Annotated in this window: 13 protein-coding genes and 2 pseudogenes; 4 read left to right on the top strand and 11 right to left on the bottom strand. The window is 72.1% G+C overall.

From position 1 onward, the window contains the following. Positions 1 to 6 precede the first annotated feature (6 nt). Both glyA and LJB71_RS00410 read right to left on the bottom strand, forming a co-directional pair. Positions 7 to 1,275 (bottom strand): serine hydroxymethyltransferase, encoded by a 1,269-nt coding sequence (glyA, locus tag LJB71_RS00405; protein ID WP_259302670.1) that lies wholly within the window; start codon positions 1,273 to 1,275, stop codon positions 7 to 9. Beyond that, positions 1,179 to 2,192: a LysR family transcriptional regulator gene (locus LJB71_RS00410; protein WP_259302672.1), complete on the bottom strand. Its 1,014-nt coding sequence runs from the start codon at positions 2,190 to 2,192 to the stop codon at positions 1,179 to 1,181. Before LJB71_RS00410 ends, glyA begins: the two co-directional genes overlap by 97 nt. A gap of 93 nt (positions 2,193 to 2,285) precedes the next feature. Here LJB71_RS00410 and LJB71_RS00415 point away from each other — a divergent pair, with 93 nt between their 5' ends. Next, positions 2,286 to 3,311 (top strand): putative sulfate exporter family transporter, encoded by a 1,026-nt coding sequence (locus LJB71_RS00415; RefSeq protein WP_259302673.1) that lies wholly within the window; start codon positions 2,286 to 2,288, stop codon positions 3,309 to 3,311. 66 nt (positions 3,312 to 3,377) lie between these two features. Here LJB71_RS00415 and LJB71_RS00420 read toward each other — a convergent pair whose 3' ends face one another. Then, positions 3,378 to 3,827 carry an RcnB family protein gene (locus tag LJB71_RS00420; protein WP_259302674.1) on the bottom strand — a complete coding sequence of 150 codons (450 nt, stop codon included), beginning with the start codon at positions 3,825 to 3,827 and terminating at the stop codon, positions 3,378 to 3,380. 220 nt (positions 3,828 to 4,047) lie between these two features. Here LJB71_RS00420 and ettA point away from each other — a divergent pair. The 3 genes and pseudogenes from ettA to lipA all read left to right on the top strand — a co-directional run bounded on the left by ettA (position 4,048) and on the right by lipA (position 7,594). Further along, positions 4,048 to 5,714 (top strand): annotated as a pseudogene (gene ettA, locus LJB71_RS00425) (energy-dependent translational throttle protein EttA). 48 nt (positions 5,715 to 5,762) lie between these two features. Beyond that, positions 5,763 to 6,593, top strand: a complete 831-nt coding sequence (gene pyrF / locus LJB71_RS00430; RefSeq protein ID WP_259302676.1) for an orotidine-5'-phosphate decarboxylase — start codon at positions 5,763 to 5,765, stop codon at positions 6,591 to 6,593. Between the two features lie 23 nt (positions 6,594 to 6,616). Then, positions 6,617 to 7,594, top strand: a complete 978-nt coding sequence (lipA, locus tag LJB71_RS00435) for a lipoyl synthase (protein WP_259302677.1) — start codon at positions 6,617 to 6,619, stop codon at positions 7,592 to 7,594. A 33-nt stretch (positions 7,595 to 7,627) separates the two neighbouring features. On the opposite strand, the gene LJB71_RS00440 is transcribed toward lipA, so the two are convergent. The 8 genes and pseudogenes from LJB71_RS00440 to LJB71_RS00475 form a co-directional block, all read right to left on the bottom strand. Next, positions 7,628 to 7,978, bottom strand: a complete 351-nt coding sequence (locus LJB71_RS00440; RefSeq protein WP_259302678.1) for an MliC family protein — start codon at positions 7,976 to 7,978, stop codon at positions 7,628 to 7,630. 91 nt (positions 7,979 to 8,069) lie between these two features. Beyond that, positions 8,070 to 8,465, bottom strand: a complete 396-nt coding sequence (locus LJB71_RS00445) for a GFA family protein (RefSeq protein ID WP_259302679.1) — start codon at positions 8,463 to 8,465, stop codon at positions 8,070 to 8,072. 27 nt (positions 8,466 to 8,492) lie between these two features. Further along, positions 8,493 to 9,356: a glycosyltransferase family 2 protein gene (locus LJB71_RS00450; protein ID WP_259302680.1), complete on the bottom strand. Its 864-nt coding sequence runs from the start codon at positions 9,354 to 9,356 to the stop codon at positions 8,493 to 8,495. Next, a pseudogene (locus LJB71_RS00455) lies at positions 9,353 to 10,211 on the bottom strand (glycosyltransferase). Before LJB71_RS00455 ends, LJB71_RS00450 begins: the two are co-directional and overlap by 4 nt. Continuing rightward, complete coding sequence (gene gspD, locus LJB71_RS00460; protein WP_240311133.1) at positions 10,208 to 12,400, bottom strand: type II secretion system secretin GspD; 2,193 nt, start codon at positions 12,398 to 12,400, stop codon at positions 10,208 to 10,210. The pseudogene LJB71_RS00455 and the gene gspD overlap by 4 nt, the downstream one beginning before the upstream one ends. A gap of 19 nt (positions 12,401 to 12,419) precedes the next feature. Next, positions 12,420 to 13,031 carry a hypothetical protein gene (locus tag LJB71_RS00465; RefSeq protein ID WP_259302682.1) on the bottom strand — a complete coding sequence of 204 codons (612 nt, stop codon included), beginning with the start codon at positions 13,029 to 13,031 and terminating at the stop codon, positions 12,420 to 12,422. A gap of 58 nt (positions 13,032 to 13,089) precedes the next feature. Continuing rightward, on the bottom strand, positions 13,090 to 13,767 hold the full coding sequence (gene gspM / locus LJB71_RS00470) for a type II secretion system protein GspM (RefSeq protein WP_259302684.1): 678 nt from the start codon (positions 13,765 to 13,767) through the stop codon (positions 13,090 to 13,092). Continuing rightward, complete coding sequence (locus LJB71_RS00475) at positions 13,764 to 14,627, bottom strand: PilN domain-containing protein (protein ID WP_259302685.1); 864 nt, start codon at positions 14,625 to 14,627, stop codon at positions 13,764 to 13,766. The genes gspM and LJB71_RS00475 overlap by 4 nt, the downstream gene beginning before the upstream one ends. Positions 14,628 to 14,780 lie beyond the last annotated feature (153 nt).

Raw genomic sequence — 14,780 nt, forward strand, 5'->3', positions numbered from 1 at the left:
AATGGATCAACGATAGACCGGGAACTGCCGGCACTGCTGCTCGACCCTGGCGCGCACGCCGGCGATCACGGCCTCGTCGTTCGGGTTGTCCAGCACGTCGCAGATCCAGCCGGCCAGCGCTTCGCAGTCGGCCTCTTTATAGCCGCGGGTGGTGACGGCGGGCGTGCCGATGCGCAGGCCGGAGGTGACGAAGGGCTTGCGCGGGTCGTTCGGCACCGAGTTCTTGTTGACGGTGATGTGCGCCTTGCCCAGCGCCTCCTCGGCCTGCTTGCCGGAGACGTCCTTACCGATCAAATCCACCAGCATCAGATGGTTCTGGGTACCGCCGGAGACGATCCTGTAGCCGCGGGACAGGATGGCCTTCGCCATCGCCTGCGCGTTCTTCACCACCTGCTGCTGGTAGTCCCTGAACGCCGGCTCCAGCGCCTCCTTGAACGCCACCGCCTTGGCCGCGATCACGTGCATCAGCGGGCCGCCCTGGATGCCGGGGAACACGATCGACTGCAGCTTTTTCTCCAACTCCTCCGCCTGCCCGCCCATGCCGGCCTTGCTGGCCACGATGATCCCGCCGCGCGGGCCGCGCAGGGTCTTGTGGGTGGTGGAGGTCACCACGTGCGCATGCGGCAGCGGGCTCGGGTACACGCCGGCGGCGACGAGGCCGGCCACGTGCGCCATGTCCACGAACAGGTACGCGCCCACCTTGTCGGCGATGGCGCGGAAACGCGCCCAGTCCACCACCTGCGAATAGGCGGAGAAGCCGGCCACGACCATCTTCGGCCTGTGTTCCAGCGCCAGCCGCTCGACTTCGTCATAGTCGATCAGGCCGGCATCGTTGACGCCGTATTGCACCGCGTTGAACAGCTTGCCCGAGGCATTCACCTTGGCGCCGTGGGTGAGGTGGCCGCCGTGCGCCAGCGACATGCCGAGGAGGGTGTCGCCCGGTTGCAGCAGCGCGAAATACACGGCCTGGTTGGCCTGCGAGCCGCTGTGCGGCTGCACGTTCGCATAATCCGCGCCGAACAGCTGCCTGCAGCGGTCGATGGCCAGCTGCTCGGCGATGTCCACGTAGTCGCAGCCGCCGTAGTAGCGCTTGCCGGGATAGCCTTCGGCGTACTTGTTGGTGAGCTGGCTGCCCTGCGCCTCCATCACCCGGGGGCTGGCGTAGTTCTCAGAGGCGATCAGCTCGACGTGGTCTTCCTGGCGCCGGTTTTCCGCGGCGATCGCCTGGGCGAGCTCGGGGTCGAAGGCGGCAAGCGTGTCGGCGCGGGAGAACATTCGGGAATCTCCGGGGAAGGCGTGGGGAATTGGCCGATTGTAGCCCGCAGGAAGGCCGCGAGCGCCCCGCCCCGGTAGCGCCCGCGTGCCAGCAGCAGCGTCAGCCTGCGCTGCAACAGCGGCTGCAGGAACGGCACCGGCAGCGCGCGCAGGCGGCCGTCCGCCAGCGCCTCGCGGACCGCCACTTCCGGCAGCAGGGCGATGCCCAGCCCGGCCACCACCGCCTGCTTGATCGCCTCGGTCTGCGCCAGCTCCAGCTGCCGGCGCGGTGGCGGCAGCCGCTCCAGCAGACGTTCGGTCAGTGCGCGGGTGGCCGAGCCGGCCTCGCGCACCACCCAATCGACATCCGCGAAATCGGCCGCGGTGAGCCGTCGGCGCACGGCCAGCGGATGCGCCGCCGGCGCCACCACCTGCAGCGCATCGTCGCGCCAGTGCACCGCCTCCAGCTCCGGGTGCAGCACCGCGCCCTCCACGCAGGCCACGTCCAGCGCGTGCGCGGCCAGCGCCCGCGCGATCCCGTCGGTATTGCCCACCCGCAGCCGCACCGTCACCTGCGGATGCGCGCGCACGAAATCACCCAGCAGCTCCTCCACCCGGTAGTTGCCGACGGTATTGCTGGCGCCGATGCGCAGTTCGCCGGACAGCACGCCGCCGGTGTCGGTGGCGGCGCGCACGAATGCGGCCTGGCGCTCCAGCAGGTCCTGCGCCAGCGGCAGCAGGGCGCGCCCGCGCGGGCTCAGGTGCAGGCGCCCGCGCACGCGGTCGAACAGGGGCGCGCCCAGCCGCCGTTCCAGCTCGGCCAGCGCCATGCTCGCCGCCGGCTGGGTGAGGTGCAGCTGCTCTGCAGCCTGGCGCAGGCTGCCGGCCGCGGCGGCACGCACGAACACTTCCAGCTGGCGCGGGGGGACGTGATTCATCAGTGATGATTATCGAATAAATCAGTAAGTAAAAGTTTCAATGATGATCTATCAGGCGCAGACTGGCGCCACCTCGCTTCCGGCCCTGCCGTCATGTCCCTCGCCGCCGCCACGCCCCTGCCGCCCGACCGCCCAGACCGCCTGCTGCCGGGGCTGCTGCTCAGCCTGGGACTGGCGGCGCTGGCGTTCGCGCTCGGCCGCGCGCTGCCGCTGGTCGGCGGCGCGGTGTTGGGGATCGTGCTCGGACTGCTGGTGCGCAATGCGCTGGCGCCATCGCCCGGCACCGCGCCCGGCATCCGCTTCACCGGCAAATATCTGCTGCAGGCGGCGGTGATCCTGCTCGGATTCGGGCTGGATCTGCGCCAGGTGCTGCACACCGGGCTGTCCTCGCTGGCGGTGACCCTGGTGACCCTGAGCGTGGCCTTCCTGACCGCCTGGGCGCTGGCGCGGCTGCTGAAGGTGCATCATGGGCTGGGCACCCTGATCGGGGTCGGCACCGCGATCTGCGGCGGCTCGGCGATCGCCGCGGTGGCGCCGATCCTGCGCCCGGACGAGCACGACACCGCGCTGGCGATGTCCACCATCTTCCTGTTCAACCTGCTGGCGGTGCTGCTGTTTCCGCCGCTGGGCCATCTGATCGGACTGAGCGACGCCGGCTTCGGGCTGTGGGCGGGCACCGCGATCAACGACACCTCCTCGGTGGTGGCCGCCGGCTACCATTACAGCCACGCCGCCGGCGACATCGCCACCGTGGTCAAGCTGGCGCGCGCCACCCTGATCATCCCGATCTGCCTGGTGCTGGCCGGCTGGCAGCTGTGGCGCGCGCACGGCCGTGCCGAAGGCCGCCCCGACCTGCGTGGGATCGTGCCGTGGTTCATCTTCGGCTTCCTCGCCGCCTCCGCGCTGCGCAGCGCCTCCCTGGTGCCCGCCGCGCTGCTGGCGCCACTGCACCTGGCCGCGGAGTTCCTGATCGTGCTGGCGCTGACCGCGATCGGGCTGTCCGCCGACCTGCGGCGGATGGCCGCCACCGGTGCGCGCCCGCTGCTGCTGGGGCTGGGCACCTGGTTCGCGGTGGCCGCCAGCAGCCTGCTGGTGCAGGCGCTGCTGCACCAGGCCTGAGGCCTTGCGAAACGACGAAGGCGCCCACAGGCGCCTTCGCGTTCACGCGCGCCGTGGCACCGGCGCTCAGTGGCGCAGGATGAGATCGGCGATGATCCCGGTCGTCGCCGCCACCAGCAGGAAGTCGCCGGCGTCGCTGCGTCGCCAGTAATAGCCGCGCGGCGGCGGCGCCAGGCGGTAGTAGCGCCAGTCGTCCACCACGTAGGTCGGGCCGTAGCCGGGGCCGTAGTAATACCCGCCACGCACCCAGCGCGGCGGTGGAACCGGGCGATAGACCACGCGCGGCGGCAGCGGGCGGTACACCACCTCGCGCTCGTGGATCACCTTCACCTTCTTCGGCGGGCCGCGGTGCCAGCCGCGGTCGTCGTGGTGTTCCCAGCGCTCCCAGCGCTCGTCGCGGCGGTCATCGCGGTCATGGCCACGGCCATGGCCATGGCCATCGTAGGCGGCGGCCGGCCCGGACAGCAGGGCCAGCAGCAGCGGGGCAGTTGCCAGGGCGAACAGGCTGCGCTTCATCGTCATTCTCCTACGTCCGTCGGGTGGGCCTGGGGCCGATCATGCCGGCGCCGGCTGAACCTGCACTGGCTTTTACCACGCCCGTGCCCCCGGCGACAGGCGCGGTTCACCTCCGCCCGCCGCGGCGGGCGGGGGGCGACGGGTATAATTCGCGCATCCCAATCCCCGCCGCCGCCCGCGCCCCGCGCGCAGGCGCGGGCGCGCTCACGGAGCTTTCCGCATGTCCTCGCAATACATCTACACCATGAACCGGGTGTCCAAGGTGGTGCCGCCCAAGCGGCAGATCATCAAGGACATCTCGCTGTCGTTCTTCCCGGGCGCGAAGATCGGCCTGCTGGGCCTGAACGGCGCCGGCAAGTCCACCGTGCTCAAGATCATGGCCGGGGTGGACACCGACTTCGAGGGCGAGGCCCGACCGCAGCCCGGCATCAAGGTCGGCTACCTGGCGCAGGAGCCGGAGCTGAACCCCGAGCACACCGTGCGCCAGGCGGTGGAGGAAGGCGTGGGCGAGGTACTGCAGGCGCAGGCCGAGCTGGAGCGCGTGTATGCCGCCTACGCCGAGGACGGCGCCGACTTCGACGCGCTGGCCAAGGAGCAGGAACGGCTGGAAGCGATCCTCGCCTCGGGCGATGCGCACACCCTGGAGCAGCAGCTGGAAGTGGCCGCCGACGCGCTGCGCCTGCCGCCGTGGGACGCCATCGTCGGCCAGCTCTCGGGCGGTGAAAAGCGCCGGGTCGCGCTGTGCCGCCTGCTGTTGTCCAAGCCCGACATGCTGCTGCTGGACGAACCCACCAACCACCTCGACGCCGAGTCGGTGGAGTGGCTGGAGCAGTTCCTGCACCGCTACACCGGCACCGTGGTGGCGGTGACCCACGACCGCTACTTCCTCGACAACGCCGCCGAGTGGATCCTCGAGCTCGACCGCGGCCGCGGCATCCCGTGGAAGGGCAACTACACCGAGTGAAGCTGGTGCAGAAGGAAGAGCGCCTGAAGCAGGAAGAAAACCAGGAGAAGGCGCGCCAGAAGGCGATCCAGAAGGAACTGGAATGGGCCCGCCAGAACGCCAAGGGCGGGCGCAGCAAGGGCAAGGCGCGCCTGGCGCGGCTGGACGAGCTGCAGTCGATCGAATACCAGAAGCGCAACGAGACCAACGAGATCTTCATCCCGCCGGGCGAGCGCCTGGGCAACAACGTGATCGAGTTCCGCAACGTCTCCAAGCGCTTCGGCGACCGCCTGCTGATCGATGACCTGTCCTTCATCGTGCCGCCGGGCGCGATCGTCGGCATCATCGGCCCGAACGGCGCCGGCAAGTCCACCCTGTTCAAGATGATCACCGGGCAGGAAAAGCCGGATTCCGGCGACATCCTGATCGGCCCCACCGTCAACCTGGCCTACGTGGACCAGAGCCGCGGCGCGCTGAACCCGAACAACACGGTGTTCCAGGAAGTCTCCGGCGGGCTGGACATCCTCGACATCAACGGCATCGAGATCCAGTCGCGCGCCTACATCGGCCGTTTCAACTTCAAGGGCCAGGACCAGCAGAAGCTGGTCGGCTCGCTGTCCGGCGGCGAACGCGGCCGCCTGCACATGGCCAAGACCCTGCTGCAGGGCGGCAACGTGCTGCTGCTCGACGAACCGTCCAACGACCTCGACATCGAGACCCTGCGCGCGCTGGAAGACGCGCTGCTGGAGTTCCCCGGCAACACGTTCGTGATCTCGCACGACCGCTGGTTCCTGGACCGCATCGCCACCCACATCCTCGCCTTCGAGGGCGACTCGCACGTGGAGTTCTTCCAGGGCAACTACCGCGAATACGAGGAAGACAAGAAGCGCCGCCTCGGCGACAACGCCGGCCCGCACCGGCTGCGCTTCAAGGCGCTGAAGTGACACCGGGGCGCCCGCGGCCATGCGGGCGCCCCGCCGCAGGAGGGAGACATGGGCTTCATCGACAAACTGCGCGCCCGCTGGCGTGACGCCGACACCCTGCTCTGCGTCGGCCTCGACCCCGACCTGGCGCGGCTGCCCGAGCGCTTCCTCGCCGGCGATGCGCTGGACGAGGCCGAGGCGTTGTTCGGGTTCTGCCGCGACATCGCCGATGCCACCGCCGAGTTCGCCTGCGCGTTCAAGCCGCAGATCGCCTACTTCGCCGCCCACAACGGCGGCGAAGCCGCGCTGCAACGGCTGATCGCGCACATCAACGCCGCCCATCCGCAGGTGCCGGTGATCCTCGACGCCAAGCGCGGCGACATCGGCAGCACCGCGCAGCAGTACGCCTGCGAGGCGTTCGAGCGCTATGGCGCCGACGCGGTGACGTTGAACCCGTACATGGGGCGCGACTCCGCGCAGCCGTTCCTGCAGTACAACGACCGCGGCTGCATCTTCCTCTGCCACACCTCCAACCCCGGCGCGCGCGACTTCCAGGAACTGCCGGTGGACGGCGAGCCGCTGTACCGGCGCATCGCGCGCACCATTGCCGGCGACTGGAACGCCGACGGCAACTGCGCGCTGGTGGTGGGCGCCACCTTCCCGCGCGAGCTGGCGGAGATCCGCGCGATCGTCGGCGACATGCCGCTGCTGATTCCCGGCGTGGGCGCGCAGGGCGGCGACGTCGAGGCCGTGGTGCGCAACGGCAGGTCCGCCGACGGCAGCGGGCTGATGATCAATTCCTCGCGCGGGATCCTGTACGCCGGCTCCGGCGAGGGCTATGCCGAGGCCGCCGCGCAGGCCGCGCGCGAGCTGCGCGATACAATCAACCGCTGGCGCTGACCGGCGCCGCCACTGGAACCCCCATGTCCAGCCAACCGCACGTCCCCGACGGCAGCAAGTATCTCAGCCCGCAAGGCACCCGCGCGATCAAGAGCGGGATCAAGCCCAATGCCAACAGCAGCATCCCCGACGTGGACCGCAAGCCGCCGTGGCTGCGGATCAAGCTGCCCAGCGGCGCCGCCTACGAGTCGGTGCACGACATCGTGCGCACCCACAAGCTCAACACCGTGTGCGCCGAGTCGCGCTGCCCGAACATCGCCGAATGCTGGAGCAACGGCACCGCCACCCTGATGCTGATGGGCGCGGTATGCACCCGCGCCTGCAAGTTCTGCGCGGTGGCCACCGGGAATCCCCGCGGCTGGCTGGATCCGCAGGAGCCCGCGCACGTGTCCGAGGCGGTCGCCCTGATGGGCCTGAAGTACGTGGTGCTGACTTCGGTGGACCGCGACGATCTGCCCGATGGCGGCGCCGGCCACTACGCCGCCTGCATCCGCGCCATCCACGCGCGCTGCCCGGACACCGCGGTGGAGGCGCTGACGCCGGATTTCTCCGGCGACGAGGCGCACGTGGCCACCGTGCTGGACGCGGGGCTGGCGGTATTCGCGCAGAACCTGGAGACGGTCGAGCGGCTCACCCACACAGTGCGCGACCCGCGCGCGGGCTACCGGCAGACCCTCGACGTGCTGGCCTTCGCCAAGCGCCACGCGCCCGCCACCCTCACCAAGACCAGCCTGATGCTGGGCCTGGGCGAGACCGACGCGGAGATCGCGCAGGCGCTGGACGACATGCGCGCGGCGAACGTGGACATCGTCACCCTGGGCCAGTACATGCGCCCCAGCAAGCACCACCTGCCGGTGCAGCGCTTCGTCACCCCCGAGGAGTTCCGCGGCTACCGCGAGCTGGCGCTGGCCAAGGGCTTCCGCGAGGCCGTGGCCGGTGCGCTGGTGCGCTCCAGCTACCGCGCCGAACGCGTGCTCGAGGGCAACAACCTCGGCCTGTGACCGTGGCGGCGCACAGCCGTCAGAACGAGGCCGTCAGGGCTTGGCCTTGCACTGCAGCGGCGCCATCCGCCCGATCTCCACGGTGAGATCATCGCCCTTGCCGCGGATGGTGGTGGTGCGGCTGGCATAGACGAAGCCTGAGCCGCTGGGCTCCTGCTGCAGCTCGGTGGTCTGCCCGCCGCGCACCAGCACCGCTACGCCCTGCGCCGGGAAGAACCGCACCGACAGGTCCAGCCCGTTGCTGCAGGTGAACGCCACCTCGCGGTCCTGTGGCGAGCCGTCGTTGGTCACCGGCCTGTCCACCGCCACCGGCGTCGCGGCGCAGCCCGCGACCAGCCCCGCTACCACCAGCGCGGCCGCGTGGGCCGCCATCGTCTTGCGCATGTCCATGGTGTCCTCCCGATTAAAGTTGAGCGCGGGTAATCCCATTTGACCGCTGGCCTGATGCCCATCGCGCCGTGCGGGCACGCCAATCCTAAGGCCGCTCGTCGTACGTCGGGGCGTGGTCGGCGCCGTCCAGCCAGGCGGCGCGGTCGCGGTGGAAGATGTGGGCGGTGACCGGGCCGGCGAATGCGCTGTCCAGCATGCCCGGGCGCAGGCGGATCACCTCCGGCGGGCCGGGGCGGTGGCTGAACAGCGGCGAGCCGCAGTGGCCGCAGAACTTGCGGAACACGCCCGACGAGGACTCATGGCTGGCCAGCCGCGCGTGCGGATCGCTGACGGTGAAGGTGGCCGGCTCCACCGTCACCGCGGCCAGGAAGGCGGTGCCGTTCGCCTTGCGGCAGCGCGCGCAGTGGCAGAACACCAGCGGGCCGAGCGCGCCGTCCACGGTGTAGCGAACGGAACCGCAGAGACAGGAACCGGTATGCATGGGCGCGGCGCTGCAGAGGGGAGGCCGTCATCCTGCTTCGCCGCGCACGATCGCGGCGCTGCCGGCTCCGCCGCGGCGCAGCAGGGCCAGCGGGAAATGCAGCCAGATCGCGGCGAATACCAGGCCGCGCTGCCAGGCCGTGCGGCGCGGGGCCTCGAAGCGGTGGAAATAGCGCCAGAGCCCGCGGTGCTTGTGCCATTCCACGAACAGCCGGCGTCCGCGCGAGGACACCCCGCGCAGGTGCACGGCCTGCACATCGTTGGCACAGGCCACCGCGATCCCCGCGCGGCGCGCGCGCCGGCACAGGTCCAGATCCTCCACGTGCAGGCGATAGCCGGGATCGAACCCGCCCAGCCGCGCGAACGCCGCGCGCGGCAGCAGCAGCAGCGCGCCGGAGACCGCTTCCACCGGCTGCAGCGATTGCGTCGGGTCGGGCGCGATCGCCAGGCGCGCACGCCGCAAATCGCGCAGCATCGCCGCAAAATCGGGGTCGTGCCGACGCGCAGCCGGGTCGCGGCGACCGTCGGCATCCACCAGATCCGCGCCGACCAGCGCACCGCCCGCGGCCTGCGCATGCGCGCGCAGGCGGGCCAGCGCATCGGGCGGCAGGAAACAGTCGGGATTGAGGAAGGCCAGCCACGGCGCATCGCAGTCCGCCGCGCCCTGGTTGCAGGCGGCCGCGAAACCGGGGTTGTCGGGATTGGCGATGAAGCGCACCCGCGCATCCGCCAGCGCGTGCCGCTGCACGATCGACAGGCTGCTGTCGGTGGAGCCGTTGTCCACCACCCGCACCTGCACCACGCCCTCCGCGGCGCGCACGCGCAGCAGGCATTCGTCGAGGGTTTCCTCGCTGTCGTGGCTGACCACCACCACCGCCACGCCATCACTCATACGCGATCCGCGAACAGATCCGGCTGCGGCGAGGCGTGTTCCAGCTCCTCCAGCGCCGTATGCAGCTGCGCGCGCAGGGCGGGCAGCGGGTCCTGCATCAGGCAGCGCGCGATCTCGGCATGCCAGGCCGGCCAGCGCGCCGCGAGCAGGTCGCCATCGCCGGGATGCGGCTCGCCCTCGCGCTCGCGCAGCACGAACGCACCCGGGCACAGCACGCTGCGGCCACCGAGGCCGGCCAGGCGCAGCGACAGGTCGGCCAGCGCCGCCGGCCACGCGCGATAGCTCTCGCCATCCACGCCGCCGGCCGCGACCCGCGCACGCCCGCGCAGCAGCACCGCATGCGAGACCGCGGAGGGCAGCGTCGGGCACGCGCCGCCGGCCAGCTGCGCGCAGGCCTGCGCCAGCCGCGCCGGGGCCAGCGCGAGCGGCACGATCTCGCCGATCCGCGGCCACGCCGCCACTTCGCCGGCATTGCACCAGGGCGTGGCGGTGGCGATCCCCGGATCGTCCGCCAGGCACTGCGCCAGCCGTTCCAGCCAGCCGGGCGTGGGGCGGGCATCGCTGGCCAGCACGACGACGTCTTCCTCGCCGCAGGCCGCGAGCGCCTGCGCCACGTGGGCCGCTTCGCCCAGCGGCGCGCTGCGGCGGGTATGCGCGGCCTGTAGCCGGGTCTGCGCCAGCCAGCGCTGGAGGATCGCCAGTCCGCGCGGGCCGGCCTGGGCATCGTCGGCCAGCCACACCCGGGTGCCTGGCGGGGTGGCGGTCTCGAGCGCCGCCAGGCAGCCATCCAGCGCCTTCTTCGTCGGTGCCTACCGGCACCAGCACGATCGGCAGGGCGGCGCCTGCGCGGCTCATTTCTTCTTCGGCGCGTAAATCGGATCCAGCGCGCGGAAGCGGCGACCGTATTCGTCGGTCAGGTTGCGCGCCTCCAGCGGGTTGCGCACCACCGTCGGGGTGATCAGCACCACCAGTTCGTCGCGGGTCTTCTCGCTGCCCTGCTGGCCGAACAGGCTGCCCACGATCGGGATCCGGCTCAGCCCCGGCACCCCGGTGGAGCTGCGGTTGCTGCCGTCGCTGATCAGGCCGGCCAGCACGATGGTCTCGCCGCTGGGCGCCACCGCACTGGTGGTGACCTTGCTGGTGTCGATCCGCACGTTGCCGTTGGCGTCGGCGGTGCCGGTGGGCTTGCTCACTTCCTGCACGATGTCGAGGAACACCATGCCGTCGCGGGTGATGCGCGGGCGCACCTTGAGGATGATGCCGGTGTCGAGGTACTGCACCTGGCTGTAGGTGCCGGTGGTGCCGCCGGCCGGGTTGAAGCTGACCGAGGCCACCGGGATGCGCTGGCCGACGTTGAGCACCGCTTCCTTGTTGTTCTGGGTGAACACGCTGGGCGAGGACAGCGTGCGCACGTCGGTGACGTTGTCCAGCGCCTGGATGATGGCCGCCGCGCTGCTGCCGAGGAAGGTCCAGCTGAGCAGGTTGCCGCCGCCGTTCGCCATCGGGCCCAGGCTGCCGCTGTAGCTGCCGTAGCTGTTGCGGCCGGTCGGGTACGGCAGGCCCTGGCCGGCCAGCGCATTGTCGAAGTACCAGCTGACGCCGTATTGCAACGCGCCCTTCAGCGCCACGCTGACCACCTGCGCCTCGATCTGCACCTGCATCGGCATCACGTCGAGGCGCTCGATCACGTCGCGGATCGACTTCCACTGCGCCGGGCTGGCGCGCACCAGCAGCGAATTGGTGTCCTCCACCGCCGACACCCCGACCTCGGCGCCGCCCACCTTCAGGGTCACCCGGCCGTTGCCGGCCCGCGCCTGCGGCAGCGCCGCGCCCTGGCCGAGGCCGCCGGCCGACGCGCCCTGGGCGCCGGCATCGGCGTTCATCGCGTCCTGCGCGCGCGCATCGCCGCCGCCACTGCGCAGGTCGGTCGCCTGTACCCCGGGCATCAGCGCGCCGGCCTCGTCGCGCCCGCCGCCGCTGCCACCGAACACCTCGGCCAGGCGGTCGGCCAGATCGCGCGCCTTGATGTACTTCAGCTCGTAGGAGAACAGCTGGTTGTCGCCGCTGCCGCCCTCGATGCGGTCGATCCACTGGCGGATCTCGTCGAGGTAGCTGGCCTGCGGTGTGATCACCATCACCGCGTTGGTGGATTCCAGCGGCATGAAGCGGAACATCCCAGCCACCGGGGTCTTGCCCTGTTCGCCGAACACCCGCTCCAGGTCCTGCACCACGTCCACCGCGCGCCCGCTCTGCAGCGGGAACACGCCCACCGACATGCTCGCCATCCAGTCCACGTCGAACACCTGGATGGTGCGCAGGTAGTTCTCCAGCTCGGCGCGGCTGCCGGCGATCGTGATCAGGTTGCGCGCGCCGTCCACGCTGACGATCGCGCCCGGGCGCGCGTACGGCTTGAGGATCTTCTCCATCTCGGCGGCGGCGATGTAGCGCAGCGGCACCACCCGCGACTCGAAGCCGCGCGCCAGCGCCGGCGAGACGTTGCGCGGCACCGCGCCGCTCTGCAGCGCCTGGTCGGCCGGCACGATGTTGTAGCGGCCGTCGCTGTACACCATGCGCGCGCCGTTCTGCGCCAGCACCTGCTCCAGCAGGCTCAGCGCACCGGCGGCGCCCACCGGCTTCTGGGTGGCCACCGTCACCGTGCCCTGCACGCCCGGCGCGATGCTGTAGCTCTGGCCCAGCATGTCGCCCAGGATCGCCTTCACCACCGCCTGCAACGATTCGCCCTCGAAATTGAAACTGGCCTGGCCGCTGCTGAGGATGGCCGGCGGCGGCGCGCTCGCGGCCGCGCGGTTGATGACCTCGCCGCTGCCGCGCCGGATCACCGGCTGCGGGCCGGCGCTGCCGAGTTCCTGCATCACCTCGCTGCGCAGGTCCTGGGCCGCGGCGGCGCCCTGCGCGGCCTGCGCGCCGCGGTGCAGCTGCGGCTGCGGGACGCTGGCGCAGGCCGCCAGCAGCATGGCCGCCAGGGCCAGCAGGAACGGGCGTGCGGAGGGAAGCGACGGCGTGCGGTTCATGAGCCGGTTCATGGGCAGTGGGTCTTCTTCGTCATTTGCCGGGGCCGGACAGCGGCCGTGCGGGACCGGCGCTGGCATCGGCCGGGGTGGAAGGTTGTTGCTGCTGCAGCTGCGCGCGGCGCGCCTCGATGCGCCGGCGCAGGTCGTCGATCCGGCGCTGCTCGTCGCCGGGCTTGTCGGCGTCCGGCTCCGCCGCGGGCGCGGCCTCGACGCTGGCGGCCGGCGGCGGCGCGGGCGCGCCGAACACCCGCAGGTCGAGCGCCATCCGCCCGCCGGGGCCATCGAACAGCGCCCGCCGCGGCTGCACCTCGACCAGCCGCCAGCCGGCCGCGCCCTCGGGGGCAGCGCCTTCGCGCACGCGCTGGGCGGGGCCGCCGTTGCCGGGCTGCAGGATCGCCAGCCGCACCTGCGGGCTGATCAGCACGCCGGTCAGCACGTAGTCGAAGGCATTGCCGCTGCCGCCGTCGCCAGGGTCGGCGGTGGTCGCGACGAACGCGCGCGGGCGGCGGTCCTCGGTGAACAGCGGGCGCGTGGCCGCCTCGGCGTACTGCGCCAGCGGGCCGATGCGGTCCGGCGCGGGCGCGGCCGGTTGCGGCAAGGGCCCCGGCGGCACCGCGGCCGGCGTGGCCAGGCGCCCGCCCATGCCCAGCGCCGCGCCCAGCCACAGCAGCAGCGCCCAGGCGCAGGCGGCGGCCAGCAGCTCAGGTCGTCAGGCCGGCGCGCCGGAAGCGCTGCAGCAGGCCCTGCTCAATCGCCATGCGCACCCCCGCGGACGGCCGCAGGTAGCCGGACAGGTTGAAGCCGACATCCAGCCCGCCCTCCTGCGGCTGCGCGCTGCCGGGTACCGCGAAATAGCGCTGCGCGGTGATGTTCAGCGCATCCACGAACAGGTAGGGCCGCGCCGACTCCAGCGCGTGCAGCACCGCCAGGGTCTCGGCGTTGCCGCAGCGCAGGCGCACCTGCACGGTCACCCGCCGGTAGCGCCCGGGCTGGCTGGCGTCGTCCAGCGGCGTGCGGTTGACCAGCGCGCAGCCGCGCCCGCCCGGGCTGGCCTGGGCAACCACCGTTTCCAGCTGCTGCACCAGCGCCGCGGTCGCCAGCTCGGCGGTCGGCTCCAGCAGGAACTCCGGCTGGCCGCCGCCGCGCGCGTCCAGCGCCGCCAGCCGCTGCTCCACCTGTGGGCGCTGCTGCAACAGGCCGCGCAGGCGGACATCGCGCGCCTGCAGGTCGGCGATCCGCGCATCCACCGCCTGCAGCGGGGTGCCCAGCAGCGGCCACAGCAGCGCCAGCGCCAGCAGCAGCAGGCCCAGCAGCAAGGCCAGCGCCAGCCAGCGGTCGCGCTGCGCCGGCGACAGTCGCGCGCCCGGTGCGGCGCTCATGGCGCGCCTCCCGCCGGGGTGGCCGGCGCGGCGTCCGGCGGCACCTGCCGCCGCAGCTGCGCGACCAGGGTGAAGCGGTCCATTCGCGTGCGCGGATCCTGCTGCAACGCGCCGCTGAGCGCCGGCGCGCTCCATTGCGGCGCGCCTTCCAACTTGCCGACCAGCGCCGCGGCCTGGTTGGACAGGCCGATCAGGGTGAGCTGGTCGCCATCGATCGCGAGCTTCTCGAGATAGGTACCGTCCGGCAGCCGCTGCGCCAGCGCATCCATCACCTCCACCGCGGAGGGACGGCCGTTGCGCTGGGCGCGCAGCCAGGCGCCGCCTTCCACCGCGTCCAGCAGGTGCTGGCGCTGGGCGGCGACCGCATGCGCCTGCGCCTCGCGCCGGGCCATGTCGGCCTGCAGCGCGGCGGCGGCGGCGCGCCGGTTGTCGAGCAGCTGCGCCATGCCGAACAACAGCGCCAGCAGCGCCAGCCCGGCCAGCGCCAGGTTCCAGCCACGCCACGGATCGCGCGCACGCCGGCGCTGCGCGGGCGGCAGCAGGTTCACGCCCAGCGGCGTGCCGGCGGCGTCCACCAGGTCCAGCCCGGCCAGGCTGCCGGCCGCGCCGCCGAGCCGCGCGAGCGCCGCCTGGTAATCGCGGCGCGGCAGCACCACCAGCTCCACCTGCAGGCGGCCGTCGGGCTGCACCTGCAGCAGGCGGCCGTCGTGCAGGGCTTCGCCGGCGGCGAACGGGGTCTGGCGCTCGATCTCGAACGCCAGCACCTCGCGCAGGCGATCGCGCGCCGCCGCCGGCAGCAGCAGCGGACGCCGCAGGCCCAGCCGCGCCGGCAGCAGCAGCCAGCGCGGCCATTCGGCCACGTCCTCGCGCAGCAGTCGCGCCAGGGGGATCAGATTCGCCGTCCAGCGGCAGCGGCAGCAGCGCCAGTTCGCGCACGCCGCCGGCAGTGGCCGCCTGCACCCGCACCCCGTCGCCGTCCACCTGCAGCAGCAGGCGATCGCCCCCGGCCAGGG

It is taken from the genome of Thermomonas sp. S9 (genome assembly GCF_024704365.1).
GTDB lineage: Bacteria > Pseudomonadota > Gammaproteobacteria > Xanthomonadales > Xanthomonadaceae > Thermomonas.

Bases quoted from the DNA above. Each gene is read 5' to 3' on its own strand.
- glyA (WP_259302670.1), bottom strand. From the start codon at position 1,275: ATGTTCTCCCGCGCCGACACGCTTGCCGCCTTCGACCCCGAGCTCGCC.
- LJB71_RS00410 (WP_259302672.1), bottom strand. From the start codon at position 2,192: ATGAATCACGTCCCCCCGCGCCAGCTGGAAGTGTTCGTGCGTGCCGCC.
- LJB71_RS00415 (WP_259302673.1), top strand. From the start codon at position 2,286: ATGTCCCTCGCCGCCGCCACGCCCCTGCCGCCCGACCGCCCAGACCGC.
- LJB71_RS00420 (WP_259302674.1), bottom strand. From the start codon at position 3,827: ATGAAGCGCAGCCTGTTCGCCCTGGCAACTGCCCCGCTGCTGCTGGCC.
- pyrF (WP_259302676.1), top strand. From the start codon at position 5,763: ATGGGCTTCATCGACAAACTGCGCGCCCGCTGGCGTGACGCCGACACC.
- lipA (WP_259302677.1), top strand. From the start codon at position 6,617: ATGTCCAGCCAACCGCACGTCCCCGACGGCAGCAAGTATCTCAGCCCG.
- LJB71_RS00440 (WP_259302678.1), bottom strand. From the start codon at position 7,978: ATGCGCAAGACGATGGCGGCCCACGCGGCCGCGCTGGTGGTAGCGGGG.
- LJB71_RS00445 (WP_259302679.1), bottom strand. From the start codon at position 8,465: ATGCATACCGGTTCCTGTCTCTGCGGTTCCGTTCGCTACACCGTGGAC.
- LJB71_RS00450 (WP_259302680.1), bottom strand. From the start codon at position 9,356: ATGAGTGATGGCGTGGCGGTGGTGGTGGTCAGCCACGACAGCGAGGAA.
- gspD (WP_240311133.1), bottom strand. From the start codon at position 12,400: ATGAACCGGCTCATGAACCGCACGCCGTCGCTTCCCTCCGCACGCCCG.
- LJB71_RS00465 (WP_259302682.1), bottom strand. From the start codon at position 13,031: ATGGGCGGGCGCCTGGCCACGCCGGCCGCGGTGCCGCCGGGGCCCTTG.
- gspM (WP_259302684.1), bottom strand. From the start codon at position 13,767: ATGAGCGCCGCACCGGGCGCGCGACTGTCGCCGGCGCAGCGCGACCGC.